This window comes from Pseudactinotalea suaedae (assembly GCF_009733815.1).
In the GTDB taxonomy this organism is placed as follows: domain Bacteria; phylum Actinomycetota; class Actinomycetes; order Actinomycetales; family Beutenbergiaceae; genus Pseudactinotalea; species Pseudactinotalea suaedae.
In genome coordinates, this window is record NZ_WNXY01000002.1 from 379,762 (window position 1) to 406,325 (window position 26,564).

At 72.8% G+C, this 26,564-nt stretch carries 22 protein-coding genes; 9 read left to right on the plus strand and 13 right to left on the minus strand.

Annotation, left to right across the window (positions count from 1 at the left end):
* Positions 1-82 precede the first annotated feature (82 nt).
* A complete protein-coding gene (locus tag GPA04_RS05140) occupies positions 83-2,140 on the plus strand; it encodes a hypothetical protein (protein ID WP_156222984.1) in 2,058 nt (685 codons plus the stop codon).
* 49 nt (positions 2,141-2,189) lie between these two features.
* Here GPA04_RS05140 and GPA04_RS05145 read toward each other — a convergent pair whose 3' ends face one another.
* Positions 2,190-5,216 carry an Rne/Rng family ribonuclease gene (locus GPA04_RS05145; RefSeq protein WP_241680618.1) on the minus strand — a complete coding sequence of 1,009 codons (3,027 nt, stop codon included), beginning with the start codon at positions 5,214-5,216 and terminating at the stop codon, positions 2,190-2,192.
* Between the two features lie 415 nt (positions 5,217-5,631).
* Here GPA04_RS05145 and GPA04_RS05150 point away from each other — a divergent pair, with 415 nt between their 5' ends.
* From GPA04_RS05150 to GPA04_RS05170, 5 genes are read left to right on the plus strand one after another with little or no spacing between them, the layout of a single operon-like run.
* Positions 5,632-7,107, plus strand: a complete 1,476-nt coding sequence (locus GPA04_RS05150; protein ID WP_156222986.1) for a cytochrome ubiquinol oxidase subunit I — start codon at positions 5,632-5,634, stop codon at positions 7,105-7,107.
* A 20-nt stretch (positions 7,108-7,127) separates the two neighbouring features.
* Complete coding sequence (gene cydB / locus GPA04_RS05155) at positions 7,128-8,174, plus strand: cytochrome d ubiquinol oxidase subunit II (RefSeq protein ID WP_156222987.1); 1,047 nt, start codon at positions 7,128-7,130, stop codon at positions 8,172-8,174.
* 2 nt (positions 8,175-8,176) lie between these two features.
* Entirely contained in the window at positions 8,177-9,841 is a 1,665-nt protein-coding gene (gene cydD, locus GPA04_RS05160; RefSeq protein ID WP_156222988.1) for a thiol reductant ABC exporter subunit CydD, read from the plus strand.
* A complete protein-coding gene (gene cydC / locus GPA04_RS05165; protein WP_156222989.1) occupies positions 9,838-11,535 on the plus strand; it encodes a thiol reductant ABC exporter subunit CydC in 1,698 nt (565 codons plus the stop codon). Before cydD ends, cydC begins: the two co-directional genes overlap by 4 nt.
* 5 nt (positions 11,536-11,540) lie before the next feature.
* Positions 11,541-12,791, plus strand: a complete 1,251-nt coding sequence (locus tag GPA04_RS05170; RefSeq protein WP_156222990.1) for a GAF domain-containing sensor histidine kinase — start codon at positions 11,541-11,543, stop codon at positions 12,789-12,791.
* 3 nt (positions 12,792-12,794) lie between these two features.
* Here GPA04_RS05170 and GPA04_RS05175 read toward each other — a convergent pair whose 3' ends face one another.
* Together GPA04_RS05175 and GPA04_RS05180 are read right to left on the minus strand one after the other, a co-directional pair.
* Complete coding sequence (locus tag GPA04_RS05175) at positions 12,795-14,165, minus strand: dipeptidase (protein WP_156222991.1); 1,371 nt, start codon at positions 14,163-14,165, stop codon at positions 12,795-12,797.
* On the minus strand, positions 14,166-14,816 hold the full coding sequence (locus GPA04_RS05180; protein ID WP_156222992.1) for a response regulator: 651 nt from the start codon (positions 14,814-14,816) through the stop codon (positions 14,166-14,168).
* Positions 14,817-14,939: 123 nt separating this feature from the next.
* Here GPA04_RS05180 and GPA04_RS05185 point away from each other — a divergent pair, with 123 nt between their 5' ends.
* The gene (locus tag GPA04_RS05185; RefSeq protein WP_156222993.1) at positions 14,940-16,112 is read left to right on the plus strand and encodes a Gfo/Idh/MocA family protein; all 1,173 of its coding nucleotides are present in this window, start codon (positions 14,940-14,942) and stop codon (positions 16,110-16,112) included.
* A gap of 22 nt (positions 16,113-16,134) precedes the next feature.
* On the opposite strand, the gene GPA04_RS05190 is transcribed toward GPA04_RS05185, so the two are convergent.
* Positions 16,135-17,121: a LacI family DNA-binding transcriptional regulator gene (locus tag GPA04_RS05190; RefSeq protein ID WP_156222994.1), complete on the minus strand. Its 987-nt coding sequence runs from the start codon at positions 17,119-17,121 to the stop codon at positions 16,135-16,137.
* 142 nt (positions 17,122-17,263) lie between these two features.
* Between GPA04_RS05190 and eda the strand changes: the two genes are divergently transcribed.
* Positions 17,264-17,890, plus strand: coding sequence for a bifunctional 4-hydroxy-2-oxoglutarate aldolase/2-dehydro-3-deoxy-phosphogluconate aldolase (gene eda / locus GPA04_RS05195; RefSeq protein ID WP_156222995.1), 627 nt, complete (start codon positions 17,264-17,266; stop codon positions 17,888-17,890).
* Between the two features lie 251 nt (positions 17,891-18,141).
* The gene (locus GPA04_RS05200; RefSeq protein WP_156222996.1) at positions 18,142-19,242 is read left to right on the plus strand and encodes a sugar kinase; all 1,101 of its coding nucleotides are present in this window, start codon (positions 18,142-18,144) and stop codon (positions 19,240-19,242) included.
* A gap of 155 nt (positions 19,243-19,397) precedes the next feature.
* On the opposite strand, the gene GPA04_RS05205 is transcribed toward GPA04_RS05200, so the two are convergent.
* The 9 genes from GPA04_RS05205 to coaD all read right to left on the minus strand — a co-directional run bounded on the left by GPA04_RS05205 (position 19,398) and on the right by coaD (position 26,500).
* On the minus strand, positions 19,398-19,880 hold the full coding sequence (locus GPA04_RS05205; RefSeq protein ID WP_156222997.1) for an LpqN/LpqT family lipoprotein: 483 nt from the start codon (positions 19,878-19,880) through the stop codon (positions 19,398-19,400).
* Positions 19,881-19,924: 44 nt separating this feature from the next.
* Positions 19,925-21,163, minus strand: coding sequence for a hypothetical protein (locus GPA04_RS05210; protein ID WP_156222998.1), 1,239 nt, complete (start codon positions 21,161-21,163; stop codon positions 19,925-19,927).
* Positions 21,160-21,942 carry a hypothetical protein gene (locus GPA04_RS05215; RefSeq protein WP_162458508.1) on the minus strand — a complete coding sequence of 261 codons (783 nt, stop codon included), beginning with the start codon at positions 21,940-21,942 and terminating at the stop codon, positions 21,160-21,162. The genes GPA04_RS05210 and GPA04_RS05215 overlap by 4 nt, the downstream gene beginning before the upstream one ends.
* Before the next feature lie 61 nt (positions 21,943-22,003).
* Positions 22,004-23,212, minus strand: a complete 1,209-nt coding sequence (locus GPA04_RS05220; RefSeq protein ID WP_156223000.1) for a winged helix DNA-binding domain-containing protein — start codon at positions 23,210-23,212, stop codon at positions 22,004-22,006.
* Entirely contained in the window at positions 23,209-24,159 is a 951-nt protein-coding gene (gene mutM, locus GPA04_RS05225) for a bifunctional DNA-formamidopyrimidine glycosylase/DNA-(apurinic or apyrimidinic site) lyase (RefSeq protein WP_156223001.1), read from the minus strand. Before mutM ends, GPA04_RS05220 begins: the two co-directional genes overlap by 4 nt.
* Positions 24,143-24,853: a ribonuclease III gene (gene rnc, locus GPA04_RS05230; RefSeq protein ID WP_156223002.1), complete on the minus strand. Its 711-nt coding sequence runs from the start codon at positions 24,851-24,853 to the stop codon at positions 24,143-24,145. Before rnc ends, mutM begins: the two co-directional genes overlap by 17 nt.
* Positions 24,850-25,434: a YceD family protein gene (locus GPA04_RS05235; protein WP_156223003.1), complete on the minus strand. Its 585-nt coding sequence runs from the start codon at positions 25,432-25,434 to the stop codon at positions 24,850-24,852. Before GPA04_RS05235 ends, rnc begins: the two co-directional genes overlap by 4 nt.
* The gene (locus tag GPA04_RS05240) at positions 25,434-26,000 is read right to left on the minus strand and encodes a F0F1 ATP synthase subunit B family protein (protein ID WP_241680619.1); all 567 of its coding nucleotides are present in this window, start codon (positions 25,998-26,000) and stop codon (positions 25,434-25,436) included. The genes GPA04_RS05235 and GPA04_RS05240 overlap by 1 nt, the downstream gene beginning before the upstream one ends.
* A complete protein-coding gene (gene coaD, locus GPA04_RS05245) occupies positions 25,997-26,500 on the minus strand; it encodes a pantetheine-phosphate adenylyltransferase (protein ID WP_156223004.1) in 504 nt (167 codons plus the stop codon). Before coaD ends, GPA04_RS05240 begins: the two co-directional genes overlap by 4 nt.
* Positions 26,501-26,564 lie beyond the last annotated feature (64 nt).

Here is a 26,564-nt window from a genome sequence, read left to right on the forward strand (position 1 = left end):
GCCGCGCCAGGCGGAGGTGGTGACCTCTGCCCCGGACACGTCCTCGGGATGACGCCCGTGGTGCCCTAGCCTGGGGCGCGACATGCCACGACCGCCTGCGCTCCCGGCCGCCACCCCGCGGACGACCACCCAGCTGCTCCTCGCCCGCGGTGGCGACCCTTACACGCACACGCACGCGATCATCGCCTCCGCGCTGCAGTCGGTGCGCGAGCTCCTGGAGTTCCTGCCCGCCGACCAGAAGGCGCTGCGCGCCCGCTTCCAGGAGATCCACGCGATGCTGGACGCGGCGTGGCCGACGCTCCCCGCGACCCTGGCTCAGCAGGGCCCCGGCGGGATGAGCCCGCAGATGCTCGCCTCGCTCGGCTGGGGCGAGCCGGTCGTCGTCAGCGGTGCACCCGTGGGTCGTGAGGCCGTCGACCCCGACCCGCAGGCCGAGCCCGTGTACGGGTTCGCGGCCGCGCTCGACGGCACGCGGCGGTACCTGAAGGAGACCACCGACGCGCTGCGCATGGGTGCGCAGACTTGGGGCGCGCAGCGGATCGTGCAGGCGGGCGCCGTCGCTCACGCCGCTGCTGCGATCGATCACCTCGCCGCGGTCTTCACCGCGGCGATGTGGGACTTCGAGAGGCCGGGTGTGCCGGCGCTGCCCTCCAAGGCCGGCCGCATCGAGCTCCGCGCCTCCCCGCGCCCGGCACCTATGACCACCTGGGCGCGCTACGCCCGTGCGATGTTCCTGACCGACCGCGTCGAGCTGACCACCGCGACCGGCCGCCGCGTGATCGGGGCCGACAGCCCCATCGCGTTCCTGCTGCACGTGGTGCCACCCTCCCCGACCGCCACGGTGATGCCGTACGACCCGGCCGAGCCGTACGCGCCCGTGCCGCTCTACGACGAGCTCGGCGTGGTCCACCTCTGCTCCGCTGACGGGCACAGCATGGGCGCGATCGCCGTCGCCGACTGGTTGGCACAGCCCGAGCTGGCGGTCGCCCAGGGCGCCGTGGTGCAGCCCTCCGAACGGCTGCGCGCCTACGACCGGCTCGTGTGGGCGCTGGAGGCGTCCGGCATCGCCGCCGGTGCCGCGACGCTGCGGGTGCCGATCCGGCGCGGTGTGCAGCACCCACCGCACGCGGACCCGGAGGCGCTGTCGGCCGCTCCGCGCAGCCGCAGGGGGACAAGCCCGCTCACCCTGACCCCCGGTGCGCAGCCTCCGCCGAAGGCCGCGGACGTGATCCGCCCCGGGCCGCACCTCATGCCCTACCGCGGCTGGGCCACCGACCCGGGCCGCGCGCTGCTGCGCCGTCAGCGCCGCCACAAGGCGCGCCAGGTCGACCTCGGACCGGGGTCGCGCGCGACCGAGCTGCTGCGCGCCTTCTACCCCACGGCGCTCTGGGTCGGATGCTTCTTCACGGGGTACCTGCTGGCCGAGCAGTGGTGGGTCCGGCTGCTGGTGATCCTGGCGTTCGCCGCGGTGCTGGAGCCGTGGGTCTCCTGGCTGGTGCGATGGTTCACCGATCGCGACATGCGGCGGATGGTCGCCACCTACCGGCCCGGCGCCTCCACCTACACCACCCGGGCGTTCCAGCTGCACGCCAAGCTCATGTACGACGGCGCTAACATCGGCGTGCGTACCGGCAGCCGGCACGAGGCGTGGGTGGCCTCGAGCAGCGACAGCGACCTCGGCGTGGTCGGGCTGGACCGGTTGACGCACCAGGGCGAGGCATGGGGCTTCGCCCTCGTCGACCGGCTCGGACGCTGGCGGCTCGTGCTCCCGGCCGACTCCTGGGCGCCCGGCGACGACCTCACCGGGCTGGCCGGGTTCGCGCAGGCCGCGGGCCTGCAGCTCGGTGAGCAGGTGGCACCGCCGCCGACCATCCGCGAGGACGTCATGGTCGAGGGGTCACGCTTCGCGACGACACGCTCGCACGGCCCGCGCACACGCGGCATGGTGATCGTCGCGATCCACGCGCTCGCGGCGTTCGTCGTGACGCTGCCGGGCTCGACCACGGCCTCGATCTACACGTTGGCGATCGCGGCGATCGCGCTCGTGCCCGTGTTTCTTCGCTGGCTCTGGACCGTCTGGTACCTCGGCACCCCCGGCGCCAAGGTCAGGGCCAGGACCGAGGACACCGGCCCGTCGTAGCAGCCCGGGAACCCGCCGCGGCGCGCTTGCGGCGGCGGGTCCCGGTGCCTCACTCGGCGGCGGGAGCGCCCTCTGCCTGCTCGACGTCGGCAGCCTCGTCCTCAGCCTGGCCGTCGAGCTCCGACGAGGTCGGCTCCGCCTCGGGGACGGGCTCCCCCTCGGGGACCGGCTCCGCCTCGGGAGCGACCTGCGCCTCGGGAACCGGCTCCGCCTCGGGGACCGGCTCCGCCTCGGGGACCGGCTCCGCCCCGGGAGCCACCTGTGCCTCGGTGGACGCGGCGGTGCTGGCCTTGAGCTCGGCGAGCGCGTCGGCGATGTCGGCGCCGGTGCTGATGGAGGCATCCTGGGCGCCGAGCTCGACGACCGCCTCCATCGTGTCCTCGGCGCTCGCCTGCTCCGGACGCGCCTCGGTGTCCAGGTGCTGCTCCTCGTGCGCGTGGGCGGCAGCGGCGGCGATCGCGGCGAGGGTGGCCCGCACCTGCGCGCGCTGCGCCGGGTCCTCCACCGTCTCGACCGCGGCCGGCTGCTGCTGCGGCTGCTGGGAGCCGTTGCCGCCGCGGCGGCCGCGACGGCCGCCCCGACCGGAGCGCGGCGTGTCGTCGGACTCCTCCGCGGGCACGGCGGAGCCGGACTCCACGGGCTCGTCGTGCACGTGGTAACCCCGACCGTGGCAGTGCTCGCACGTGGTGCTGAACGCCTCGACCAAACCCTGACCCACGCGCTTGCGGGTCATCTGGACCAGACCGAGCGAGGTGACCTCGGCGACCTGGTGGCGGGTGCGATCCCGGCCCAGGCACTCGACGAGTCGCCGCAGCACCAGGTCCCGGTTGGACTCGAGCACCATGTCGATGAAGTCGATGACGATGATGCCGCCGATGTCGCGCAACCGGAGCTGCCGCACGATCTCCTCGGCGGCCTCCAGGTTGTTCCGCGTCACGGTCTCCTCGAGCGTGCCGCCGGAGCCGGTGAACTTGCCGGTGTTGACGTCGACAACTGTCATCGCCTCGGTGCGGTCGATCACGAGCGAGCCGCCCGAGGGCAACCAGACCTTCCGGTCCATGCCCTTGGCGAGCTGCTCGTCGATGCGGTGCGCGGCGAAGACGTCGTCCTTGCCGTTCCAGTGGTGCAACCGGTCGGCGAGATCGGGTGCCACGGAGGAGACGTACTCGGAGATCGTCTTCCAGGCCTCGTCGCCCTGCACCGTGAGGGAACGGAAGTCCTCGTTGAAGACGTCACGGACCACCCGGGTCGACAGCTCCGGCTCACCCTTGAGCAGCACCGGAGCGGTCGTCGAGGACTTGTTGACCTTCTTCTGGATGTCGTCCCAGTTCTTGGTGAGGCGCTCGACGTCGCGGCGCAGCTCCTCCTCGGAGGCGCCCTCGGCGGCGGTGCGGACGATGACGCCCTGCCCCTCGGGCACGATCTCCTTGAGCAGCTTCTTGAGGCGGTTCCGCTCGGTGTCGGGCAGCTTGCGGGAGATGCCGGTCATCGAGCCCGAAGGCACCAGCACGAGGTAGCGGCCCGCGAGCGTGACCTGCGAGGTCAGCCTGGCCCCCTTGTGACCGATCGGGTCCTTGGTCACCTGGACCAGCACCGAGTCGCCCGAGGAGAGCGCCTGCTCGATGCGGCGCGGCTGGCCCTCGAGACCGGCGGCGTCCCAGTTCACCTCACCGGCGTACAGCACGGCGTTGCGTCCGCGGCCGAGGTCGACGAAGGCCGCTTCCATCGAGGGCAGCACGTTCTGCACGCGGCCGAGGTAGACGTTGCCGACCATCGAGGTCTGGGTCTTCCGGGCCACGAAGTGCTCGACGAGGATGTCGTCCTCGAGCACCGCGATCTGGGTGCGGCCCCCGCGCTCGCGCACCACCATGGCGCGGTCGACGGCCTCACGACGCGCCAGGAACTCCGCCTCGGTGATGATCGATCGCCGACGGTTGTTGTCTCGGCCGTCACGACGCCGCTGCCGCTTGGCCTCCAGGCGCGTCGAGCCCTTGAGCGCGGTCACCTCGTCGCGTGCACGCGCACCCTCGTCGCGGGTCGAGCGCGAGCGGCGACGACGCCGGCGACGGGAGCGGTTGCTCTCATCACCCTCGGCCGCCTCGTCGGCACCCTCGGAGTCGGCGGCGTCGTCCTGCTCGCCCGTCTCGTCCGCGGGCTCGCTCGGCTGCGCCGGCTGGTCCTCCTGCTTGTCCTGCTTGTCCTGCTTGCTCTGCTTGGACCGCCTGGGCTGCTTCGCCCGACGCGACGGCGTGACCGCGGCCTCCTCGGTCTGGTCGCCGTCCTCGGTGCCGTTGCCGTTGCCGGTGTCGGTGTCGTCGTTCTCGTCGTTGTCGTTCTCGTCCTCCGACGATCCGACGTCCTCACCGTCGCCCTTGGTCTTGCGTCGACCACGGCCACCCCGACGACGACGACGCCGCGGCGCCTGCGACTCCTCGGTGTCCTCAGGCTGGTCCTGGGCCGCATCCGCGGTGGCGTCGGTCGTCGCCTCGGGGGCCTCGTCCTCGGGCTGGACGGCCCTCTCGGGCGCGCTCTCGGCGGCCTGGCGTGCGCTCGTGGGCATCAGGGGTGCGCCGGCGGGCGCCGAGGCGCGGCGGCGGCGCCGCGCGGTCAGGTCCGGCGCCTGGAACAGCAGCGCGGTCGCGGGCAGCCGCGGCGAGACGTCGTCGCCGGCGTCGTCGGCACGGTCGTCGTCGTCGTCATCGTCATCGGCGCTGGCCGCACTGGGTGCACTGGCTGCGCTGTCCGGGCTCGGTGCGCTGGCGGGGCTGTCCGGGCTCGCTGCCGTCTCCGGCGTCGAGGCGCTCTCGGCGCTGTTGCCGCTCGGGGCGGTCGACTCCTCGACCTGCTCGTCGGCCTCCTGCGGGGACTCCTCGGCGGCCGGCTGCTCAGCGACCGGCTCCGCGGGCTCGGGCGTCTTGAGCCCGAGCTCGGCGAGCACGTCGAGCGCGGGCGGGTCCGGTGTCATCACCGGTCGTGTCGCGCGCCGCGAGCGGCGTCCCCGAGCCGGGGGCTGCTGCTGCGACTCGAGGCCGGCATCGTTGCTCTGGTCGTCCTGGGTGGCGTCGTAGTCGTCCACGTAGCTCCGCCGGGCCACCTCTGCCGTACCACCAGGGGTCACTCGGGTCTCTCGGGCGGTCCGCACGGGCGGATCCGGGGTGTCAGAAGTCTGAAGTGTGTGGCGCTCCTCGCGAGCTCTCGCGTCGAAGATCCACCGGATCCACCGTCGCGCCATGGGGGCCCGTGCACAGGTGGTGGCCCCGAGCTCCGCGCCTGCCTGGAGTGGCGGCGCCGGGACTCGTGACCCCAACGACCGTGCTGGTGTCACCGGGCCGTTCAACGGGTACGGAACTCGCCGTCCGGCCGCGCTCAGTATGTCACAAGCGGGTCTCGGCGGCGCCGTGCTCCTCGGCGCGTCTGGGCCTTAGGTCCCGACTCGCCGTCGATACCGCTTCCTACGCTCGTTCACGAGCCAGGAGAAGGGGGCCACGTCCGTGGAGGTTGTCGACGCCGCCCGGTGGCAGTTCGCCATCGTGACGGTCTACCACTTCGTGTTCGTCCCGCTGACGATCGGGCTGGCGCCGCTCGTGGCGATCATGCAGACCGCGTGGCTGGTGACCGGCAAGGACACCTGGCTGCGGCTGACGAAGTTCTTCGGCAAGCTGCTGCTGGTCAACTTCGCGATCGGCGTCGCCACCGGCATCGTCCAGGAGTTCCAGTTCGGCATGAGCTGGAGCGAGTACTCCCGGTTCGTGGGCGACATCTTCGGTGCGCCGCTGGCGATCGAGGGTCTCGCGGCGTTCTTCGTCGAGTCGACCTTCCTCGGCCTGTGGATCTTCGGCTGGGACCGGCTCCCTCGCAAGATCCACCTCGCCTGCCTGTGGCTGGTGGCGATCGCAACCAACGCCTCGGCGTTCTTCATCCTGGCTGCGAACTCCTGGATGCAGCACCCCGTCGGGGCGATCTACAACCCCGAGACCGGTCGTGCCGAGCTCGACGACTTCGGCGCCGTGCTGCTCAACAGCACGCTGTGGGCCGCCTACACCCACACGATCGCGACGTCGATGCTCGTGGCGGGTACGTTCGTCACCGGGGTGGCCGGCTGGCTCCTGGTCCGCGAGGTGCGCGCCGGCAACGTGGATCTCGCACGCACGGTCTACCGGCCCGCGGCGCTGCTGGGACTGGTCACGATCGTGCTCAGCGGCGCGGGGGTCGCGGCCTCCGGCGACTGGCAGGCCAAGCTGATGTTCGAGCAGCAGCCGATGAAGATGGCCGCGGCCGAGGGACTCTGCGAGACGCAGACCGGTGCCGGCTTCTCGATCCTGACCGTCGGCGACCTGTCGAACTCCTGCGAGGGGGTCATCCATCTCGTGGAGGTGCCCGGTCTGACCAGCTATCTGGCGACCGGCGACTTCGCCGGTGAGGTGCAGGGTGTCCCCGAGCTCCAGGAGTACATGAGCGAGCGGTACGGCGACGTGGACGCCGCCGGCGAGGAGATCAGCTACTCCCCCAACCTCGCGCTGACCTACTGGTCGTTCCGGCTGATGATCGGGTTCGCCGGGTTCTCGGCGGCGCTGGCGCTCGCGGCGCTGTGGCTGCTGCGCGGAAAGGGGTCCGTCACCGACAAGCGCTGGTTCGCTCGGCTGTGCCTGATCGCGATCCCGATGCCGTTCGTCGCCGCATCCTTCGGCTGGATCTTCACCGAGACCGGCCGACAGCCCTGGGTGGTGGTGCCGAACCCGACCGGCGTCGACCTGGTCCGGATGCTCACCAGCGACGGCGTGTCCAGCTCGGTGAGCCTTGCCGAGGTGCTGATCTCCCTGACGGTCTTCACGTTGCTCTACGGCGTCCTGGCGGTCGTGTGGGTCAGGCTCATGGTCCGGTACGCGAGCCACGGCGCTCCCGAGGTGGAGGCGCCGCCCGAGCCCGAGGACGCCGAGACCGACCGTCCCTTGTCCTTCGCCTACTAGAGACACCGGGAGGTCGCCTCATGGACGTCCACACCCTCGCCATCGTCTGGTTCGTGCTGATCGCCGTGCTGTGGACCGGCTACCTCGTGCTGGAGGGCTTCGACTTCGGTGTCGGCATGCTGCTGGCGCCGTTCTCCCGGGACGAGACCGAGCGCCGGCTGGTGATCAACACCATCGGCCCGGTGTGGGACGGCAACGAGGTCTGGCTGCTGGTCGCCGGCGGCGCCATGTTCGCCGCCTTCCCCGAGTGGTACGCGACGATGTTCTCCGGCTTCTACCTCGCGCTGCTGCTGATCCTGGTCGCCCTGATCGTGCGCGCGGTCGCGTTCGAGTGGCGCGGCAAGATCGACGACGCGCTCTGGCGCCGACGCTGGGACTGGGCGATCACCTTCGGCTCCTGGACGCCGGCCGTGCTCTGGGGCGTCGCCTTCGGCAACCTCGTGCGAGGCGTGGAGATGGACGCCGACCACCAGATGACCTCCAGCCTCCTCGACCTCCTGAACCCCTACGCCCTGGTCGGGGGTGCCACCACCACGCTGCTGTTCCTCACGCACGGCGCGGTCTTCCTCTCGCTCAAGACCGACGGCGAGTTCCGCCACCGGGCACGTGCCCTGGCGACGCGGCTGGCGCTGGTGAGCGCCGCCGTCGGGGTGGTCTTCGCGGTGTGGACCCAGGTCGCCTACTCGGACAAGCTCTGGACCTGGGGGGTCGTCGCGCTGGCGGCGGCGGGTGCGCTCGGGGCGCTGCGCGCGATCCGCGGCGGCCGTGAGGGCTGGGCGTTCGCCGCCTCCGCGGTCACCATCCTCGCCGTGGTGGTGCTGATCTACGGGGCGATGTTCCCGAACGTGATGCCCGCGATCGGCGACCCGGCGAACTCCCTCACCGTGGCCAACGCCGCCGCCACCCCGAAGACGCTGACGATCCTGACCTGGGTGGCGGCGTTCCTCGCGCCGCTGGTGCTCGCCTACCAGGGGTGGACGTACTGGGTGTTCCGCCGGCGGCTGACCGCCGATCGCATCCCCGCGCCCATCGGGTTGTCCCGGCGCCGCGACCCCGCGGCGAGCTGACGATGAGCAGACCGCTCGACCCCGCGCTGCTGCGCGCGGTCGGCAGCGCCAGGTCGGCGGTGATCGCCACCGCCCTGCTGGTGGTCGCGCAGACCGCTTCCGTGGTGGTGGGTGCGCTGCTGCTGGCCCGTGCGCTCGGGGGTCTGGTCGCGGGCACCGCCACCTGGTCCGAGGTGGTGCTGGCCATCGGGTGGTTCGCTCTCACGGTGGCCGCCCGGGTCGCCCTGACCAGCGCGACCGAGTGGCGCGCCCACCGCGGGGCGACGCGCGTGATCGCCGAGCTGCGGGAGCTGACGCTGCGCCACGTGGCGGCGCTCGGGCCGCGATGGCTGGCGGTGCACCGCGCCGAGGTCACCACCCTGCTCACGCGCGGCCTCGACGACCTCGAGCCGTATCTGGTGCGGTACCTGCCGCAGCTGCTGCAGACGGCGATCCTCACCCCGGCGATCCTGGTGGTGATGGCGTCGCAGGACCTGCTGGCGGCTGCCACCATCGCCCTCACCATCCCGCTGATCCCGCTGTTCATGTGGTTGATCGGGGTGGCGACGCAGCGCACCACCGCCGAGCGGCTGGCGGCGCAGCAGCGGCTGAACGCCCGCGTCCTCGACCTCGTGGGCGGGCTCGCGACGTTGCGATCGCTCGGCCGCGCCCGCGGCAGCGTCGGCCGGGTCCGCGAGCTCGCCGATGCCGAGCGGCGTGGCACGATCGCGACGCTGCGGGTCGCGTTCCTCTCGGGCGCCGCCCTCGAGCTGCTCGCCACGCTGTCGGTCGCGATGGTGGCCGTGGGCGTCGGGCTGCGCCTCGTCGAGGGTCGGTTCGACCTCGTCACCGGGCTGGCGGTGCTGATCCTGGCACCCGAGGTGCTGGCACCGCTGCGGCTCGTCGGCACCCACTTCCACGCCTCGGCGGACGGTGTCGCCGCCGTCGAGCGCAGCCTCCGCATCCTCGACGAGCCCACGCCCACCTCGGGCACGCAGCCGGTCGGCGAGGTCGAGGAGGTCGTCTGGGACCGTGTCACGGTCGCTCCCCCAGGCCGGGCCAGGCCCGCGCCGGAGGACCTGACCGCATCCGTGCGCCGCGGCCGCGTCACGGTGCTGCAGGGCGCGAGCGGCAGCGGCAAGACCACCGCCTCGCTGGCGCTGCTGGGGCTGGTGGCACCCGACGCCGGAGCCGTGCGGCTACGGACCGGCGCCACGTGGCGCGACCTCGCGGACGCCGACCTCGACCAGTGGCGTCGGCAGGTCTCCTGGGTGCCCCAGCACCCCGTCCTGGAGCCGGGGACGCTGCGCGAGGTCGCCGGTGCCGGGGCCGTCGACGACGAGACGCTGGGACGTGCGGCCGCGCTGGCCGGGTTCGCGAGCGTCGTCGCGTCGCTCCCCCGCGGCTGGGACACCCCGGTCGGCGGCCGTGCGCACGGCCTGTCCGCCGGGCAGCGGCAGCGCCTCGCACTGACCCGCGCCCTGGTCTCTCCCGCACCCTTCCTGGTGCTCGACGAGCCGACGGCGCACCTGGACTCGGCACGTGCGCGCGAGGTCGCGGACGTGGTCCGGGAGGCGGCCGCCAGCGGCACGGGTGTGCTCGTGCTCACCCATGCGGCCGAGCTCGTCGAGATCGCCGACGACGTCGTCACGGTCGCTGACGGCGCGCCGGTGGCGGTGGCGTCATGACGGCCGGCACGCGGTCGGTCGCTCCGGCTCGGCCAGGGCTGCGCGAGGACGTCGAGGCGCTGCGCACCATCTGGCCGCTGCTCGGGGTCTCACGCGGCCGACTGCTGCTCGCCGCCGTGTGGGGGAGCCTGACGCTCGGCGCCGCGGTCGGCCTGGCCGCCGTCTCGGCGTGGCTGATCGCGCGCGCCAGCCAGATGCCTGCGGTGCTCGACCTGACGGTCGCCGTGGTCGCGGTCCGCGCGCTCGGGATCGGTCGCGGCGTGTTCCGCTACCTCGACCGTCTGACGTCGCACGACGTGGCCCTGCGCGGATCGGCCACGCTCCGGGAGCGGCTGTACCGCGCGCTGGCGGCGGGTCGGCTCGACGCCGTCGCGACGCTGCGCCGCGGTGAGGTGCTGCGGCGGTGGGGCGCCGACGTCGACGACGTCGGTGACCTCGTGGTCCGTGCGGTGGTGCCCGCGCTGGTCGCGGTCGTGGTCTCCGCCGGTGCGGTGGCCATCGTGGGTGCGCTCTCGCCCGCGATCGGGGTGGCGCTCGGCCTGTGCCTGCTGGTCGCCGGCGCCGCCGCACCGGCGCTGTCGGCGCGGGCGGTGCGGCAGGCCGAGCTCGCGGGTGCGGCCGCACGGGGTGAGGTCTCGGCGTCCGTCATGACCGTGCTCGACGGCGCGTCCGAGCTGACCGTGAACGGCCGCCTCGACGGCGTTCTCGAGGGGCTCCGCAGAGCCGAGGGGCACGTGCGGGACTCCCGCGACCGCGCGGCTCGCCCCGCCGCGCTCGCGCAGGGCGTGACCGTCGGTGCCATGGGCGTGGCCGTGGTGCTCGCACTCGTCGTGGGGGCCTCCCAGCTCGCGGCCGGCGTGCTGACACCGGTCGAGCTCGCTGTCGTGGTGCTGACGCCGCTGGCCGCCTTCGAGGGCGTCGGCGCGCTCGCGCCTGCGGCGGTCCACACGGTGCGCGCGGCCGACGCCGCACGCCGCATCGGCGACCTTCTCGAGCGGGCGGACCACCCCGGCCGCGGCGGCGGACGCCCCGACCGCAGCGGCGCCCTGGTGGCCCACGACCTCGCCGTCGGGTGGCCGGGGCAGGAGCCGTTGCTGCGAGGCGTGGACCTCACGCTGGCGCCGGGCCGGGCCGTCGCGGTCATCGGAGCCAACGGCTCCGGCAAGACCACGCTGCTGCTCACGCTCGCCGGACTGCTGCCGCCGGCGTCCGGCCAGGTGCTGGTCGGTGGCGTACCCAGCACCGACCTCGCCGAGGGTGCGGCCGCCACGGTGGCGACGATGACGAGCGAGGACGCCCACGTGTTCGACACCACGCTGCTGGAGAACCTGCGGGTGGCGCGCGGCGACGTCAGCCGCGACGAGGCGGCCGCTGCGCTCCGGCAGGCCGGGCTCGGCGCCTTCCTGGCCGGCTTGGCCACGGGCCTCGACACCCCGGTCGGCGAGAACGGGACCCTGATCTCCGGGGGTGAGCGGCGCCGTCTGCTGATCGCGCGGGCGCTGCTGACCCGGGCGCCGCTGCTGCTGCTCGACGAGCCGGACGAGCACCTCGACCCCGCGACAGCGGACGCGCTGCTGGCGGATGTCCTCGCGCTGCGAGAGGCTGGCCGCGGTGTCGTCGTCGTGACGCACCGACGCAGCGAGAGGCTCGTCGGCGCGGACACCGTGATCGACCTGTCGGCTGCGGGAAGGTGAGGAGCATGTTCGGGAACCTGGCTGACGCCGGCCGTCGGCTCTCCTCGCGCGCCGCGGGCGCGATCCGGTCGCTGGCCGCGGCGATCGACCTCGCCGACACCGCCCGGCCGCTGCGGAACGCCCTCACCCGCTCGCAGTGGCTGACCGTCGGGCAGGAGGTCACCACGGCCATGCTGGAGGGTGCCGACGTCGAAGAGGCGCTCGACCTGATCGCCCAGCGTCTTCACGTCGTGGCCGAGGCCGACGCGGCGTGCCTGGTGCTCCCCGGCGTCGGCGACGACTGGGTCATCGAGTTCGCCGCCGGCGAGGACACCGACGACCTCGTGGGCATCGTGATGCCGAAGGACGGCCGCGCGCGCCGTGTGATCGAGTCGCGTGCCGGGCTCGTGGTGGACTCGCTCGAGCGGTCCGCCACCCTCAGGGTCCCCGAGTTCGGCCGGTACGGTCCGGCCCTGTACGCACCACTGGTCGTCGGCGAGCGCGGCACCGGCGTGATCATCCTCATGCGCGCCCGCGGGGCCGACGAGTTCAGCTACGACGAGCTCAAGATCGCCGAGTCGTTCGCCCGCCAGGCCGCGCTCGCGCTCGAGCTGGCGGAGGCGCGGGACGCCCAGGACCGTGCGGCGCTCCTCGACGAGCGCGCCCGCATCGCGCGCGACCTGCACGATCTCGCCATCCAGCACCTGTTCGCCACCGGGCTGTCGATCTCCCGTGCACGCGAGAACCTCCCGCCGGAGGCCGCGGAACAGCTGAGCGAGGCGCTCACCGGTCTCGACGAGGCGGTGGCGCAGATCCGAGAGATCGTCCACGCGCTGCAGCGCGACGCCGTGCCCTCGTTGCCGATGGAGCGGATCGAGCGCGAGCTCAGCCTCGCCCGGTCCGGTCTGGGCTTCGCTCCCGAGCTCGACCTGGAGTCCTCGGACCTCGACGTGGCCGCCTGGACCGAGGGTGCCGACACCGACCTCGTCGACGACGTCGTCGCCGTGATCCGCGAGGGTCTGTCCAACGCCGCACGGCACGCACGTGCCCAGCACGTGGGCGTGAGGCTGGAGCTGGGCCGTGGTCGGCTGGTCGTCACGGTCACCGACGACGGGGTGGGCATCCCTGCCGACCGCACCCGTTCCTCCGGTCTGGCCAACCTCGGTCGTCGCGCCGAGCGCTGGGGCGGCACCGTCACCACCGCCCGCGGGGCCGAGGGCGGCACCGTGATGACCTGGGACGTCCCCGTGGGTGCCGCGGCCGGCGCAGCGGACTGAGGCTCAGCGCCGGTAGCGCGACAGGAACAGCGCCTCGGCGAGGGCCATCCTCTCGATCTCGCCCGGGTCGACGCTCTCGTCCGAGGCGTGCATCCGGCTCGCGGGCTCGGCCACGCCGATCAGCACGATCGAGGCGTCGGGCTGTGCCGCGGCGATCGAGGCGGTGAGCGGGATCGAGCCGCCCTGGCCGGTGGTCTGGGTGGGAGCGCCGAACGCGTCCGACATCGCCCGGCTCAGGACCTCGAAGCCGCGCGTGTCCTGGCGGGCGGCGAACGGCTGGCCGATGCCCTGCCGCTCGACGCTCACCTGCACACCCCACGGTGCGGCCGCCCGCAGGTGGCTCACCAGGGCAGCCTCGGCCTCCTCGGCGTCGATGCCCGGGGGCACCCGCAGGCTCACGGTCGCGGCCGCGCTCCCCTGGATCGCGGGCAGCGCGCCGACCACCGCAGGGGCGTCGATGCCCACGACCGTCGCGGACGGCCGCGCCCACAGCTGATCGGCGACCGAGCCCGACCCGACCACCTGGGCGCCCTCGACCACACCCGCGTCGCGCGCGAACTGCTCGGCCGGGTACGGGGTCCCCGACCACGTACCGGTGCCGTCGAGTCCCGCGACGGTCGTGTCGCCGTCGGCGGCGCGCAGCGAGGCGAGGATCACGATCAGAGCGGCCAGCGCATCGGGGGCGGCGCCGCCGAAGGCGCCGGAGTGGCGGTTGCCGTCGAGCGCGGTGACGCGCACGGTCACCATCACCATGCCGCGCAGGGCGACGGTCAGCGTCGGGACGCCGACGGCGACGTTGCCCACGTCCCCGATGATGACGACGTCGGCCGCCACCTCCTCGGGGTGCTGCTCCACGTACCGCTCCAGGCCGCCTGTCCCCTGCTCCTCCGAGCCCTCGACGACGACCGTGAGCGAGACCGGGTACCCCGTGCCGGCACCCCGCAGCGCCCGCAGCGCCGTCAGGTGCGCGACGATGCTGCCCTTGCAGTCGGCGGCGCCGCGGCCGTACCAGCGGCCCTCGCGCTCGGTCAGCTCGAACGGCGGCGTGCTCCACTGCTCCGCCGGTGCCGGCTGCACGTCGTAGTGGGCGTAGAGGAGCACCCGCGGCGCGTCCGTCGGGCCCTCGTAGGTGGCGATCACGGCATCGGTGCCGTCGGGTGTGGTGGCCAGCCGGGCGTCGAGCCCCTCGGCGGCGAAGGCGTCCCGGACCCAGGCCGCGGCGCGCCGGCACTCCTCGGGGTCCTCGACGGCGGGATCGGCCACCGAGCGGAACGCCACGAGCGTGGCGAGCTCGGTGCGGGCGCGGTCCATCAGGCCGGCGACCGCGCCGCGGAGGGTCGCGACGTCGTCGGTCGGGAGGTCGGTCGTGCTCATCTAGCTCTCCTGCGCTCCGGAGTCGGTTCGTGGCCGCCAGCCGCCACCGCGGTGGCCGGCGACCCAGGCGGCCGCCTGGGTGCGGCGCTGCAGCCCCATCTTGGCCAGCAGCCCGGTGACGTGGTTCTTGACGGTCTTCTCGGCCACCCCGAGGACCTCGCCGATCTCGCGGTTGGAGAGGCCGTCGCCGATCAGCTCCAGGACGCGGTGCTCGCTCGGCGTCAGTCGCTCGGTGGGGTCGACCTCGTGCTTGCCGAGGCTCGCGCGCGCCATGAGGCTGCGGCCGGCGGCGACCGCGCGCACCGCGTCGGCGATGTCGTCGCCACGCACCGTCTTGAGCAGGAACGCGTGCGCGCCCGCCTCACCGGCCGCGCGCAGCGCGTCAGCGTCCTCGAAGGAGGTCAGCACCACGGCCCGGCAGTCCGGCAGCGCACGGCTGGCCGCGATCACCTCGAGGCCGGTGCCGTCGGGCAGCTGCAGGTCCACGAGGATCACCTGGGGCGAGGCGAGCGGCAGCCGGCGCAACGCCTCGGCAACCGTGGCTGCCTCGCCGACCACGGTGAGCCCGTCAGCGCGGTCGATCACCTCCGCGACGCCGCGGCGGACGATCTCGTGATCGTCGATGACCATCACCGTGATGTCCCCGTGCATGCTCCGAGCCTAGGGGCAGCGGCGTCGCCGGGCGGCGCCACGCGGACTTGCGCTCCGTGCGCCGGTCGGATACTGGTTGGTGTGCCCGAACCCACGTGAGCCCCGACCCGCGAAGGCAACCCCGTGACCGTCAAGATCGGCATCATCGGCTTCGGGCTGCGGTCCGGGCTCTGGCGCCATGCCCACCGACCCGACCAGGGCATCGAGGTGGTCGCCGCGTGCGACACCTCCGAACGCGGTCGCGCCGACGCCGTCGCCGCCCTCCCCCCGACCGCGCTGGTCACCGCCGACCTCGACGAGCTGCTCGGTCTCGGGCTCGACGCGGTGCTGATCACCACGCCCGACCACCAGCACCACGGGCCTGCCGTCGCGGCGCTCGAGGCCGGCGCCGCGGTGTTCTGCGAGAAGCCGCTGGGCATCACCGTGCAGGAGTGCGACGACATCCTGCAGACCGCTCGGCGCACCGGCAGCCGGCTCTACGTCGGTCACAACATGCGGCACATGCCCGTCGTGGTCCAGATGCGCCGGTTGATCCAGGAAGGACGGATCGGGCAGGTCAAGACGATCTGGTGCCGGCACTTCGTCGGCCACGGCGGCGACTACTACTTCAAGGACTGGCACGCCGACCGCAGCAAGACCACGGGCCTGCTGCTGCAGAAGGGTGCCCATGACCTCGACGTGATCCACTGGCTCGCGGGCGGCTACGCCACCACGGTGGCCGCGATGGGCGACCTGATGGTCTACGGCGACATCACCGACCGCCGGGACCGTGGGCACGAGCGCATGGAGGACTGGCACAGCCTCGACAACTGGCCGCCGACCGCGCAGACCGGGCTGCACCCGGTGGTGGACGTCGAGGACGTCTCGATGATGACCATGCGCCTCGACAACGGCGTCCTGGCGTCCTACCAGCAGTGCCACTTCACCCCCGACTACTGGCGCAACTACACCGTGATCGGCACCGAGGGTCGGCTGGAGAACATCGGTGACGGTCCCGGCGACACGATCGGGTTGTGGAACCGCAGGCACGCGGGCCACGCCGAGCCCGACGAGACGTTCACGGTCCCCGCCGTCGAGGGTGGGCACGGCGGCGCCGACCCGCTGCTGATCTCGGAGTTCCTGCGGTTCGTCACCGAGGGTGGCCACACCGACACCTCACCGGTCGCCGCGCGCATGTCGGTGGCGGCCGGGGTGGTCGCGACCGAGTCGCTGCGCTCGGACTCCTCCGCCCGCCCGGTGCCTCCGCTGCCCGCCGATCTGGTCGCCTACTTCGAGCGGGGACAGGTCGAGGCCTGAGCAGCTCGCGACGGCGAGCCGGTCAACCCACCGCCGGCTCCGCCGTCGAGCGGCGGACGGCGAGCTCGACCGGCAGCGTCCGCAGCCCGGGATCGGGCCGGTCCGGACCGAGCAGGAGCTCGACGGCGGTTCGTCCGAGCGCCTCGGCGGACACCGCCACCGAGGTCAGCGACGGAGCCAGGAGGCGCGCCACCGGGATGTCGTCGAAGCCGACGACGCTCAGCCGACCCGGCACCGGCACGCCGCGGTCGGCCAGCCGGCCGAGGATCCCCAGGGCGAGCTGGTCGTTGAAGGCGAGCACCGCCGTCACGTCGGCCGCGAGCGCGAGGTCCGCGGCGGAGACCCCACCCGAGGAACCGGGCCGGAAGGAGCCGAGGTCGACGACCGCCAGGCCCGGCAGCTGGTCCTGGGCGGCGCTCAGGCCGCGGCGACGAGCCGCGTCGGACCACGAGGTGGCCGGACCACCCGCGTAGCCGATCCGGCGGTGGCCCAGCGCGTGGAGATGGACCAGGGCCTGCCGGACGCCGTCGGCGTTGTCGCCGGTCACGGCCGCCACGCCGTCGACAGCCCGGTTGACGAGCACCACCCGCGCTCGATGTGCGATCTCATGCACGGCCTCGTCGGGCATGCGCGGGGAGGCGAGCACGAGCCTCGACGCCACCGGTCCCACCTGGGCGACGACCGCGGCCTCGGTGGCGGCGTCCTCGTCGGTGTCGGCGACGACCGCCGTCAGGCCCTCGGCGCGAACGCGGCGCTGCACACCCTTGGCGACACCGGCGTAGAAGGGGTTGGCGAGATCCGGGATCACGAGCGCGATCGACTGCCCCATGCCGGTGACCAGCTGGCGAGCGGCCAGGTTGGGCTCGTAACCGAGCTCGACTGCGGCGCGCCGGACCCGCTCACGGGTCGCCGCCGCGACGACCGTGGCACCGGCGAGCGCGCGTGAGGCGGTGGCGACCGAGACCTGGGCGGCACGGGCGACGTCGGCGAGCTTCGCCTCCCTCGTCATGCCGCGATGCTAGGGCCGACTACAAACGCTTGCAACCTGATGGCGCCGAGTCCTGGCTGCTGCTAGCGTGATCGCGTCTGCAAGCTGCAAGCGTTTGTAGGTCGCCCGCGTCGACGCGTGCGCCCGAGTCGAGAGGACCCACGTGACCGAGATCCTGGACCGTATCGGAGCCGCCCGGCTCGTCCCCGTCGTCGTGCTCGACGATGCCGCCTCGGCCGCGCCGTTGGCCGAGGCACTGGCCGCCGGCGGCCTTCCCGTCGCCGAGGTCACCTTCCGCACCGCAGCCGCGGTCGAGTCGATCAGGGCGATGTCGGCGAACCCCGACATGCTGGTCGGCGCGGGCACCGTGCTGACCCCCGACCAGGTGGACGCCGCGGTGGATGCCGGCGCCTCCTACGTCGTCTCCCCCGGTCTGTCCGTCCCGGTCGTTCGTCGCTGTGCCGAGCGCGGCGTGCTGGCGCTGCCGGGTGCGGTGACCGCCACCGAGGTGCAGGCCGCGCTCGCCGAGGGCCTGACCGCCGTCAAGTTCTTCCCCGCCGCCACCTCGGGCGGCGCGCCCGCCATCAAGGCGCTCTCGGCGCCGTTCGGCGATCTGCGCTTCGTCCCGACCGGCGGCATCGGCCCGGCCAACCTGAGCGAGTACCTGAGCATCGAGGCGGTACTGGCGGTCGGCGGCTCCTGGATGGTCCCCCGCGCCGACATCGCCGCCGGCGACTTCGCGAAGGTCACCTCGCTGACCGCCGAGGCCGTCGCGCTCGCCACCCCCTGATTTCACCGTACTTCCGACACCCCTCCGATTTCACCGCACTTCCGACACCGCTCGGGTTTCACCGCACTTCCGACACCGCTCGGGTTTCACCGCACTTTCGACACCCCTCCGGTTTCACCGCACTTCCGACGCTCGGGCGTCACGTCGACGCTGGTTCCGCCGAACGTGCGGTGGCATCGCGATCGGGTCAGATGTGCGTTGAGAGCGAACTGGCTGTTGCCGCGTCGTCACCACGAAGGAGAGTTCTACCGATGAGCCTGTCCATCCGCCCCGCAGACCAGTGCCGCTACGACATCGTCTCGCTCGGCGAGGTGATGCTGCGGCTCGATCCGGGTGAAGGCCGCATCCGCACCAGCCGCAGCTTCCGCGCCTGGGAGGGCGGCGGCGAGTACAACGTCGCGCGCGGTCTGCGCCGCGCGTTCGGGCAGCGCGCCGCCGTCGTGACCGCGCTCGCCGACAACGAGGTGGGCCGTCTGGTCGAAGACTTCATCCTGCAGGGCGGCGTCAGCGTCGACCACATCAGCTGGGTCCCCTACGACGGCATCGGCCGCACGGTGCGCAACGGCCTCAACTTCACCGAGCGTGGCTTCGGCGTGCGCGGTGCGGTGGGCGTCTCGGACCGCGGCAACACCGCGACCTCCCAGCTGAAGCCCGGCGACGTCGACTGGGACCACCTGTTCGGTGACCTCGGCGCCCGGTGGCTGCACACCGGCGGGATCTTCGCCGCGCTCTCGGAGTCCACCGCGGAGGTCGTCGTCGAGGCCGTGACCGCGGCCAAGAAGCACGGCACGGTGGTCTCCTACGACCTCAACTTCCGCCCGAGCCTGTGGAAGTCGATCGGCGGCGAGGCCAAGGCCCAGGAGGTCAACAGGGCCATCGCGCCGCACATCGACGTGATGATCGGCAACGAGGAGGACTTCACCGCCTCGCTGGGGTTCGAGGTCGAGGGTGTCGACGACAACCTCTCGGACCTCGACGTCTCGAAGTTCCAGTCGATGATCGCCACCGCGAGCGCCGCCTACCCGAACTTCGAGGTCATCGGCAACACGCTGCGGACCGTGCACTCGGCGTCCGACAACGACTGGGGCGCCATCGCCTGGTCCAAGGACGAAGGGTTCGCCGAGGCCACGCACCGACCGCACCTGGAGATCCTCGACCGTGTCGGCGGTGGCGACTCCTTCGCCTCCGGCCTGATCTACGGCCTGCTCACCGGTGAGCCGCTGCAGACGGCGGTCGAGTACGGCGCCGCTCACGGTGCGCTCGCGATGACCACGCCCGGCGACACCACGATGGTGACCAAGGCCGAGGTGCTCAAGCTCGCCGGCGGTGGCTCGGCGCGCGTCGACCGCTGAGCCCACCACCGATTTCAACGCACTTTCGACACCCTGCGGGGTGTCGAAAGTGCGTTGAAAGGTGCATGGCGTCAAAAGTGCGGTGAAACCGGCTCGGCGTCGAAAGTGCGGTGAAACCGGCCTGGCGTCGAAAGTGCGGTGAAATCGGGCGGGGGCTACTCGGTGATCGTGGCGCCCTGGAGGGCTTCGCGGATCTCCGGGAGGCGGTCGAAGGCCTGGCCAGCCGTGCAGCTGCCGACGGCCTGCACCACGTCGGTGTAGGCGCCCCGCTGGACGACGGTGATGAGCGCCGCCTGGTAGAGGGTGCCCGCCTGCGGGTGCACGAACGCACCCTCGATACGGAACGAGCGGTGGTTGCCGCCGAAGGCGTCGCGGTACTCCTGGCCGGTCTCCTCCCACTCCGGGGCGCTCTGCAGCGCCTCGGTGGTGGCCTGAGCGGTCTGCTCGAGGGTCGCGCCGATCGCACGGCGGCTCGTCACGACGACGTTCGGCTGAAACTCCTGGGCCCCGTCGAGCGACTTGCCGATGGCGACGAGTGCCTCGGCCACCGTGAGGACCTCCCACCCCTGTGGGCGTGGCAACGAGACCCCGACCGGGGCAGGGAACTCGGCGCTCGGGTAGGTGACGGTGTCGGACATTCTTCTCCTTCAGCGTGTGGACGTGGCAGCAGGTGGGGCTCGGGCTAGAACCCGAAGAAGCTCTTGACGTCGTCGACGATCTTCTTCGGTTTGATCTCGAAGTCCAACTTGACGCCGGCGCCGACGCCGATCGCCACCCCGAGGTCGAGGGAGACCTTGACCTCCTCGGACGTGACGGCGATCTCGGCCTTGGCGTCGACACCGATGCCCGCGCGGACGTCGGCACCGACGTTCGCCTTGGCACCCGAGACACCGACGCTGGCATTGGCCTCGGCCTTGGCCCCGGCGAAGGCCGTGACGCCCGCGTTCGCGGAGACGCCGTCGAGGCCGACGTCGACGCCGGCGCTCGCCTCGGCCTCGGCGCCGGCCATGCCGCGCGCGCCGACGTTCGCCGAGAGTGGGCCCGCGTTCCACGAGCCGTTCGCCGAGCCCTCGACCCCTGCGAAGCCACCTGCCTGGGCCTTGCCGTGGATGCCGTCGACGCCGATCGAGGTGTTCGCCGACGCGTTCGCCCTCGCACCGCCGTACAGGGCCGCATCACCACCGAACGTGCCTGCCCGGGTGTCGACGCTGCCGTGGGCGCTGAGGTCGAAGAGATGGGCGTCGGCCTCGGCACCCGCGCCGGCGTACCAGTTGCCGTTCGTGTAGGTGGTGCCGGCCCAGGACGTGGCGCTCGCCCCCGGTCCTTCCGCCGAGGCACGGTTCCCGGAGGGGACCCCGGCCTCGAACGTGGCCTCGGGCAGCACCGGGTTCGGTGCGTAGATGTCGAGCAGCGCGTCGTAGAGGTCGGTGCCGGCCGTGTCGAGATCGGTCTGCAGAGACCTGGCCCTGGACCAGAGCCGGTCGTTCTCAGCCGCGAGTCCGGGGGCGTCGCGCCACGTGCTCCAGGTCTCGTCGTCGATCGAACCGCCCGCTTTGGCGAAGTCGTCCATCGCCTCGGCGCGCGTGACGAAGTCCCTGACGTCGGCCTCGAGCGTCGCTGCCCGGGTCTTGAGCCTGCCGAGAGTGGTGCCGGCGGTCGAGAGCGCGGTCCCGAGCGCGGTCATGTTGGAGCTGATCGTGTCCATCGGTGCCGTGATCCTGGGCACCGACTGGAACACGGCCGGCGACTCGGGCGTGTGGTAGTTCGCCTCGCTCAGGCCGCTCCAGGCACCGGTCACGGCGCTCGCGGCGTCGGTGGCCCCCTGGGCCGAGCCCGTCAGGTCCGACCCGGCCGTCTCGACCGTCTCGGGGTTGCCCTTGACCTGCGGGACGTCGGTCACCTGGATCATCGCGTACGTCATGGCGCCACCGGGAGGTCGGTCCGACCGGTCGTCTCGACGCTCGGCCTGCCGAAGCCCGACTGGTAGGTGGTCGTCTCACCGCTCGCGCTCGTCTGGCCGGACCCGTCACTGGTGCGATGACCCGAGCCCGAGTAGGTCTCGTACGTCAGCCGCTCCCTCATCGAGCTGGTCGTCTGCGTCGTGGTCGTCGACACCTCGGTGCGGCCGTTGCTGCCGTGAGCCGTCCGGTCCGAGGTCGTGGTGGTGACGCCACCCTCGCTCGAGGCGCTCGATCGCGTCGTGGTGGTGCCCGTGCTGTTGCTGGCGTACTCGAAACCCTTGCCGCGGGTGTCGTTCGGCGAGTTGTTCGGAAGCCTGTCGTTGACGGCCGTGGCGTGCTCGTTGGCCGCCTCGTTCCACCCCTGCTCGGTGATCCCGAGGATGCTGCCGTGCTCGAAGGACACCTTGGCCTCCGTGGCCTTCTGCTCGGCGACCATCTCGGCGCTGCTGCTCTCGTAGACCGTCAGGCAGGCGCGCAGCGCTCCGACGCAGCCGGTCGCATAGGTCTTGATCGCCTTGACGTCGCGCTCGTGGTTCTCACGGAGCGTCTTCAGCCGCGCGAGGGCGCCGGCGAACTCGGGCGGCAGCCCGCCCTCGGCGTCGGTGAGCGGATCGGTGATCGAGGTCGTCACGTCGTCGAGGTCGCCGACCGCCGTCTCGGTGTCCGTGGCCACCTTGCCGGCGCTCTCGTTGTCCACCGCGTACTTGTCGCCCATGCTCTCCCCCGCCGTACCAGCCACGAACACCGACAACCCTAGTTGCGATCGGTCCGGTCGCTGAGGGCAGAGGTCCCCATCGCGGCTACCCGCCCGCGGCTCGTGCCTCCTTCATCGCCGCGGAGGCGTAGACGCCGTTGACGACGACGCCGTCGAGCCACGCCGTGACCCGGTCCGCCTCGGCTGCCAGCGCCCGGCGGGCCCGGGCGGGCACCTCCTCGAGCAGATGGACGCGCACGGCGCCGTCGGCGTCCTGCACCCAGCAGCCGACGACGCGCCCGTCCGACCACGCCGTCGAACCCGCGTTGCCGGCCGAGTCGAACGTCATCGCGCGGTGCGGTCCGATGTAGAAGTCCCGTTCCCGCCACCCCATCACGGTGGGATCCAAGGTCGGCAGCAGCGCCACCCACGGCGCCGGCGGCTCGACCGGGTCATGGTCGGCGGGCAGCAGCCAGCCGAGCGCCTCGGTGCGGTCCAGGCTCACCGGGACCGCCTCGACGTCGGCCAGGGCCGTGCGCACGGCGCCGAGGGTGCCTCCCAGCCACCACGCGAGGTCGGCCTCGGCGCCCGGGCCGAACGTGTGCAGCCAGCGCCGGACCAGCTCGGCGTAACCCTCGCGTTCGGCCATCGGCTCCGGCACCTGGCCGAGCCACGCCGACGTCGACGTCCACCGTGGCTTCGAGAGGCGCCAGTGGCCGCCGTTGTGGCCACGCTGCACCCTCGCCTGCGCGTGCAGCAGCCAGAGCACCTGGGGCGCGACCGGGGTGGCCACGCCCCACCTGCCGGCACCGCGCTGCACCTTGGCGTCCAGCACCGGCACGACCTGCCGCAGCTCCGCCGCGCTCACCTCCCGCTCACCGAGGGCGTCGACCACGAGCTCGGCGACCTCTGCCAGCCAGGCATCGCCGTCGGCAGCCAGCCCGGATGCCTGGACGTCCTTGGCGAGCCGGGCCCGCAACGACCGGGCCACCCGGGCGCTCGCGCTGCCCCACGCCGCGGGCAGCAGGTCACGCGTGAACCCGAACAACGTCTGCCGCATCGCCCCCTGCTTGACGATGGTGCGGTCCTGGTAGAGCGCGGCTTCGACGTCGGCGATCGTCACGTCCTCGACACGGGCCCGCAGCGCCAGGTGCACGCTGGCGGGCTCGGTCGCGTGCAGCACCGTCATTCCGCGGGTCGCGGCCACCACGTCGCTGAAGCGTCGCTGCGGCGCCAGCCCGTGTCGGATCCCCAGGCGCGCGCGGCGCTCGTCGTCGTCGACGTGCCGGACCGGGTGCGGTGCGGGCCGGCTCATCGACCTGCCGGGCGTCGCTGGCAGCGCGGGCAGCGGAACGAGGACCTGTTGGCGAAGGCCTCCCGCGTGATCGGCGTGCCGCAGCGGTCGCAGGGCCGGCCCTCGCGCCCGTACACCCGCAGCGACCGGTCGAAGTAGCCGCTCGAGCCGTTGACGTCCACGTACAGCGAGTCGAAGCTCGTGCCACCGGCCTTCAGCGCGGCACGCATCACGTCGGTGGCCGCGTCCAGCAGCAGCTGCACCCGGGCGGACGGCAGCCTGCTGCCCGGGCGGTCGTAGTGCAGCCGCGCCTCCCACAACGCCTCGTCCGCGTAGATGTTGCCGACCCCCGAGACCAGCTCCTGGTCCAGGAGCGCGCGTTTGACGCCGCGCTCGGAGGACCGGATGCGGCGGACCAGCGCCGCCCGCCCCGGGCTGCCCTGCGCGAGCAACGGGTCGAGCAGGTCCCTGCCGATGTGCTGCGCCACGTCCGGGAGCACCGGCTCGGACAGGCCACCACCCGCGTCGCCTCCCGGTCCGCCGTCGAGCGTGGGCACCAGGTCGGTCACGGCGAGGTGACCGAACGTGCGCTGGTCGTGGAAGTCGAGCACGCCGTCATCGGCGAACGTGATGCGCACCCGCAGGTGCGGGTGCTCCGGGAGCTGCTGTCCCTGCGGCACCCGATCGGGTAGCAGGAACTGGCCGCTCATGCCGAGGTGGGCGAACAGGGTCTCCTCGGCAGGGCCTCCGGCCTCCCGCAACGGCAGCCACAGGAACTTCCCGCGCCGCACCGCCGAGGTGAAGCGGCGGCCCACCAGCCGTGCCGCGAGCTCGTCGGCACCGCCGAGCTGGCGGCGGATCACCCGGACGCCGAGCGGCCCGCGCACCTCCACGGCGGCGATCTCACGGTCGAGAACGTGGCGCGCCAGCCCGGCGCGCACGGTCTCGACCTCAGGGAGCTCCGGCACCGCTCTGCTCGACGTGGGCGAGCAATGCCGCGTAGGCGCGCGAGGCTGCCTGCTGCTCGGCGATCTTCTTGCTGGTGCCCTCGCCGACGCCCCAGGGCACACCGCCGAGCACCAGCCGCGCCTCGAAGTAGCGCTCGTGGTCGGGGCCGCTGCCCTCGACGAGGTAGGTCGGCACGCCCAGACCGCGTTCGGCGGCCAGCTCCTGCACGCTCGTCTTCCAGTCGAGCCCGGCACCGAGGTTGACGGCGGTCTCGAGCGTCGGCCCGATCAGGGCCTCGACGACGTGCCTGGTGGGCTCGAGCCCGTGGCTCAGGTACACCGCCCCGATCAGGGCCTCGAAGGTGTCGCACAGGATCGAGTCCTTGTCGCGGCCGCCTGTCGAGAGCTCACCCTTGCCCAGCAGCGCGTAGCTGCCGAGGTCGAGCGTCCGGGCGATCTGGGCGAGCGCACGCTGCGAGACCGACGCGGCGCGCATCTTGGCGAGATCGCCCTCGGGGCGGTCGGGCAGGCGCTGGTACAGGTACTCGGTCACCACGAGACCGACGACGGCGTCGCCGAGGAACTCCAGGCGCTCGTTCGTCGGGATGCCGCCCGCCTCGTGCGCGAAGCTCCGGTGCGTCAGCGCGAGGATCAGCAGCTCCGGGTCGAGCTGGATCCCCAGCTTGTCGACCAGGTCCTGCGCCGCGGCGCTCACCGGGGCGCCTCTTCCTCGCCCTCGCTCTCCTCCCGGGAGGCGAGCGCCGACAGGGCGGCCCAACGCGGATCGAGCACCTCGTGGTGGTGGTCGGGCTCGGCGTCGTCGAGACGCACGCCGCACTCCGAGCACAGACCGGCGCAGTCGGGGTCGCACAGCGGCTGGAACGGCAGCGAGGGCACCACGGCGTCGGTGACCGTGGCCTCGAGATCGAGGAGGTCGCCGTCGAGCACCGGCAGCGGGTCGACGTCCTGGGAGTCCTCGGAGTCCCCGGCGACCGTGCGCTGGCTGCGCGTGCCCTCGTAGGCGAACAGCTCGGTGAGGTCGACCTCGACGTCCTCGGTGACCTCCCGCAGGCAGCGCACGCACTCGCCGGTCGCGACGCTGCTGGCGGTGCCGGTCACCAGCACGCCCTCGCTCACGGCCTCCAGCCGCAGGTCGAGGTGGATCGGCGTGCCGGCGGGGATCGCGATGACCTCCGAGCCGAGCGGCTCGGATGCGGCCACGGTCAGCGCGACCTGGCGCATCGAGCCTGGTCGGCGCGCGAGGTCGCGCGTGTTGATGATGAACGGGGCGGCCATCAGGACTCCTCTCCGTCGTCTCGGACGCGATCGATGCGGCTCACGCGCTGGGGCGGGGCCGCGCGCTCGTTGTCGAGCTTCGCCTTCTCGGCGCGGCTGCGCGCGCGCTCGATCAGGCGCTGCCGCCCGGCAGCGACCTGGTTGGTGATCGCACCCAGGTCGATCTCGAACTGGGCGAGCTGGCGGTCGCAGTAGTCGTCGGCCTCGCGGGCGAGGACCTCACCGCGCTCGCGGGCCTCGGCGACGATCTGCTCGGCGCGCTGGTTCGCGGCGGCGACGACCGACTCCTCGGAGACGAGGTGCTCGGCGCGGGCGCGCGCCTTCTCCAGGATCTTCGCCGCCTCGCGGCGCGCACGGTCAAGCACCGCGTCGGCATCGGCGACGAGCGTGTCGGCCTGCGAGATCTGGCTCGGCAGCACGGACTTCGCGGACTCGATCAGCTCGAGCACCTCGGCCCGGTTGATCAGCGCGGACGCCGACATCGGCATCGCCCGCGCTCCGGCGACGAGGTCGGTCAGCTCGTCGAGGATCGCGACGAGGGACTCGCCGCTGCTCGGTTCGGTCATGGGTTCTTCCCCTGGTTGCGACGGGCCTCGAGGGCACGATGGACGGCGTCGGCGACACCGGGTGGCACGAGGTCATCGATCGGCCCGCCGTGGTTGGCCACGTCACGCACCATCGAGGAGGCGATGTGCGCGAGCGCCGGGTCGCCGATCACGAACACGGTGTCGACACCACTGAGGTGCCGGTTCATCAGCGCCATCGGGTGCTCGGCGTCGAAGTCCGCACCACCACGCAGACCCTTGACGATCGCCGTGGCACCGACCTCGCGGCAGAGATCGGCGAGCAGCCCCGGCATCGGCGCCACGCGGACGCCGTCGAGCTCGGTGACAGCCGCCTCGAACAGGGCGACGCGGGTCGCAGCGTCCAGGAGCGGCGACTTGGAGGCGTTGACCCCGACCGCAACGACGACCTCGTCGAACATGCCACGAGCGCGCCGCACGACATCGAGGTGACCGAGGGTCACCGGGTCGAAGGACCCCGGACAGACCGCCACTCCCGCCATGACGCCAACCTACCGCGCGGGCGCCGCGCTATCGGCCGTGACAAGCGAAGGCAAGCCCGGGGTA

Bases quoted from the DNA above. Each gene is read 5' to 3' on its own strand.
- GPA04_RS05140 (WP_156222984.1), top strand. From the start codon at position 83: ATGCCACGACCGCCTGCGCTCCCGGCCGCCACCCCGCGGACGACCACC.
- cydB (WP_156222987.1), top strand. From the start codon at position 7,128: ATGGACGTCCACACCCTCGCCATCGTCTGGTTCGTGCTGATCGCCGTG.
- cydD (WP_156222988.1), top strand. From the start codon at position 8,177: ATGAGCAGACCGCTCGACCCCGCGCTGCTGCGCGCGGTCGGCAGCGCC.
- cydC (WP_156222989.1), top strand. From the start codon at position 9,838: ATGACGGCCGGCACGCGGTCGGTCGCTCCGGCTCGGCCAGGGCTGCGC.
- GPA04_RS05170 (WP_156222990.1), top strand. From the start codon at position 11,541: ATGTTCGGGAACCTGGCTGACGCCGGCCGTCGGCTCTCCTCGCGCGCC.
- GPA04_RS05175 (WP_156222991.1), bottom strand. From the start codon at position 14,165: ATGAGCACGACCGACCTCCCGACCGACGACGTCGCGACCCTCCGCGGC.
- GPA04_RS05180 (WP_156222992.1), bottom strand. From the start codon at position 14,816: ATGCACGGGGACATCACGGTGATGGTCATCGACGATCACGAGATCGTC.
- GPA04_RS05190 (WP_156222994.1), bottom strand. From the start codon at position 17,121: ATGACGAGGGAGGCGAAGCTCGCCGACGTCGCCCGTGCCGCCCAGGTC.
- GPA04_RS05200 (WP_156222996.1), top strand. From the start codon at position 18,142: ATGAGCCTGTCCATCCGCCCCGCAGACCAGTGCCGCTACGACATCGTC.
- GPA04_RS05205 (WP_156222997.1), bottom strand. From the start codon at position 19,880: ATGTCCGACACCGTCACCTACCCGAGCGCCGAGTTCCCTGCCCCGGTC.
- GPA04_RS05210 (WP_156222998.1), bottom strand. From the start codon at position 21,163: ATGACGTACGCGATGATCCAGGTGACCGACGTCCCGCAGGTCAAGGGC.
- GPA04_RS05220 (WP_156223000.1), bottom strand. From the start codon at position 23,212: ATGAGCCGGCCCGCACCGCACCCGGTCCGGCACGTCGACGACGACGAG.
- GPA04_RS05235 (WP_156223003.1), bottom strand. From the start codon at position 25,434: ATGGCCGCCCCGTTCATCATCAACACGCGCGACCTCGCGCGCCGACCA.
- GPA04_RS05240 (WP_241680619.1), bottom strand. From the start codon at position 26,000: ATGACCGAACCGAGCAGCGGCGAGTCCCTCGTCGCGATCCTCGACGAG.
- coaD (WP_156223004.1), bottom strand. From the start codon at position 26,500: ATGGCGGGAGTGGCGGTCTGTCCGGGGTCCTTCGACCCGGTGACCCTC.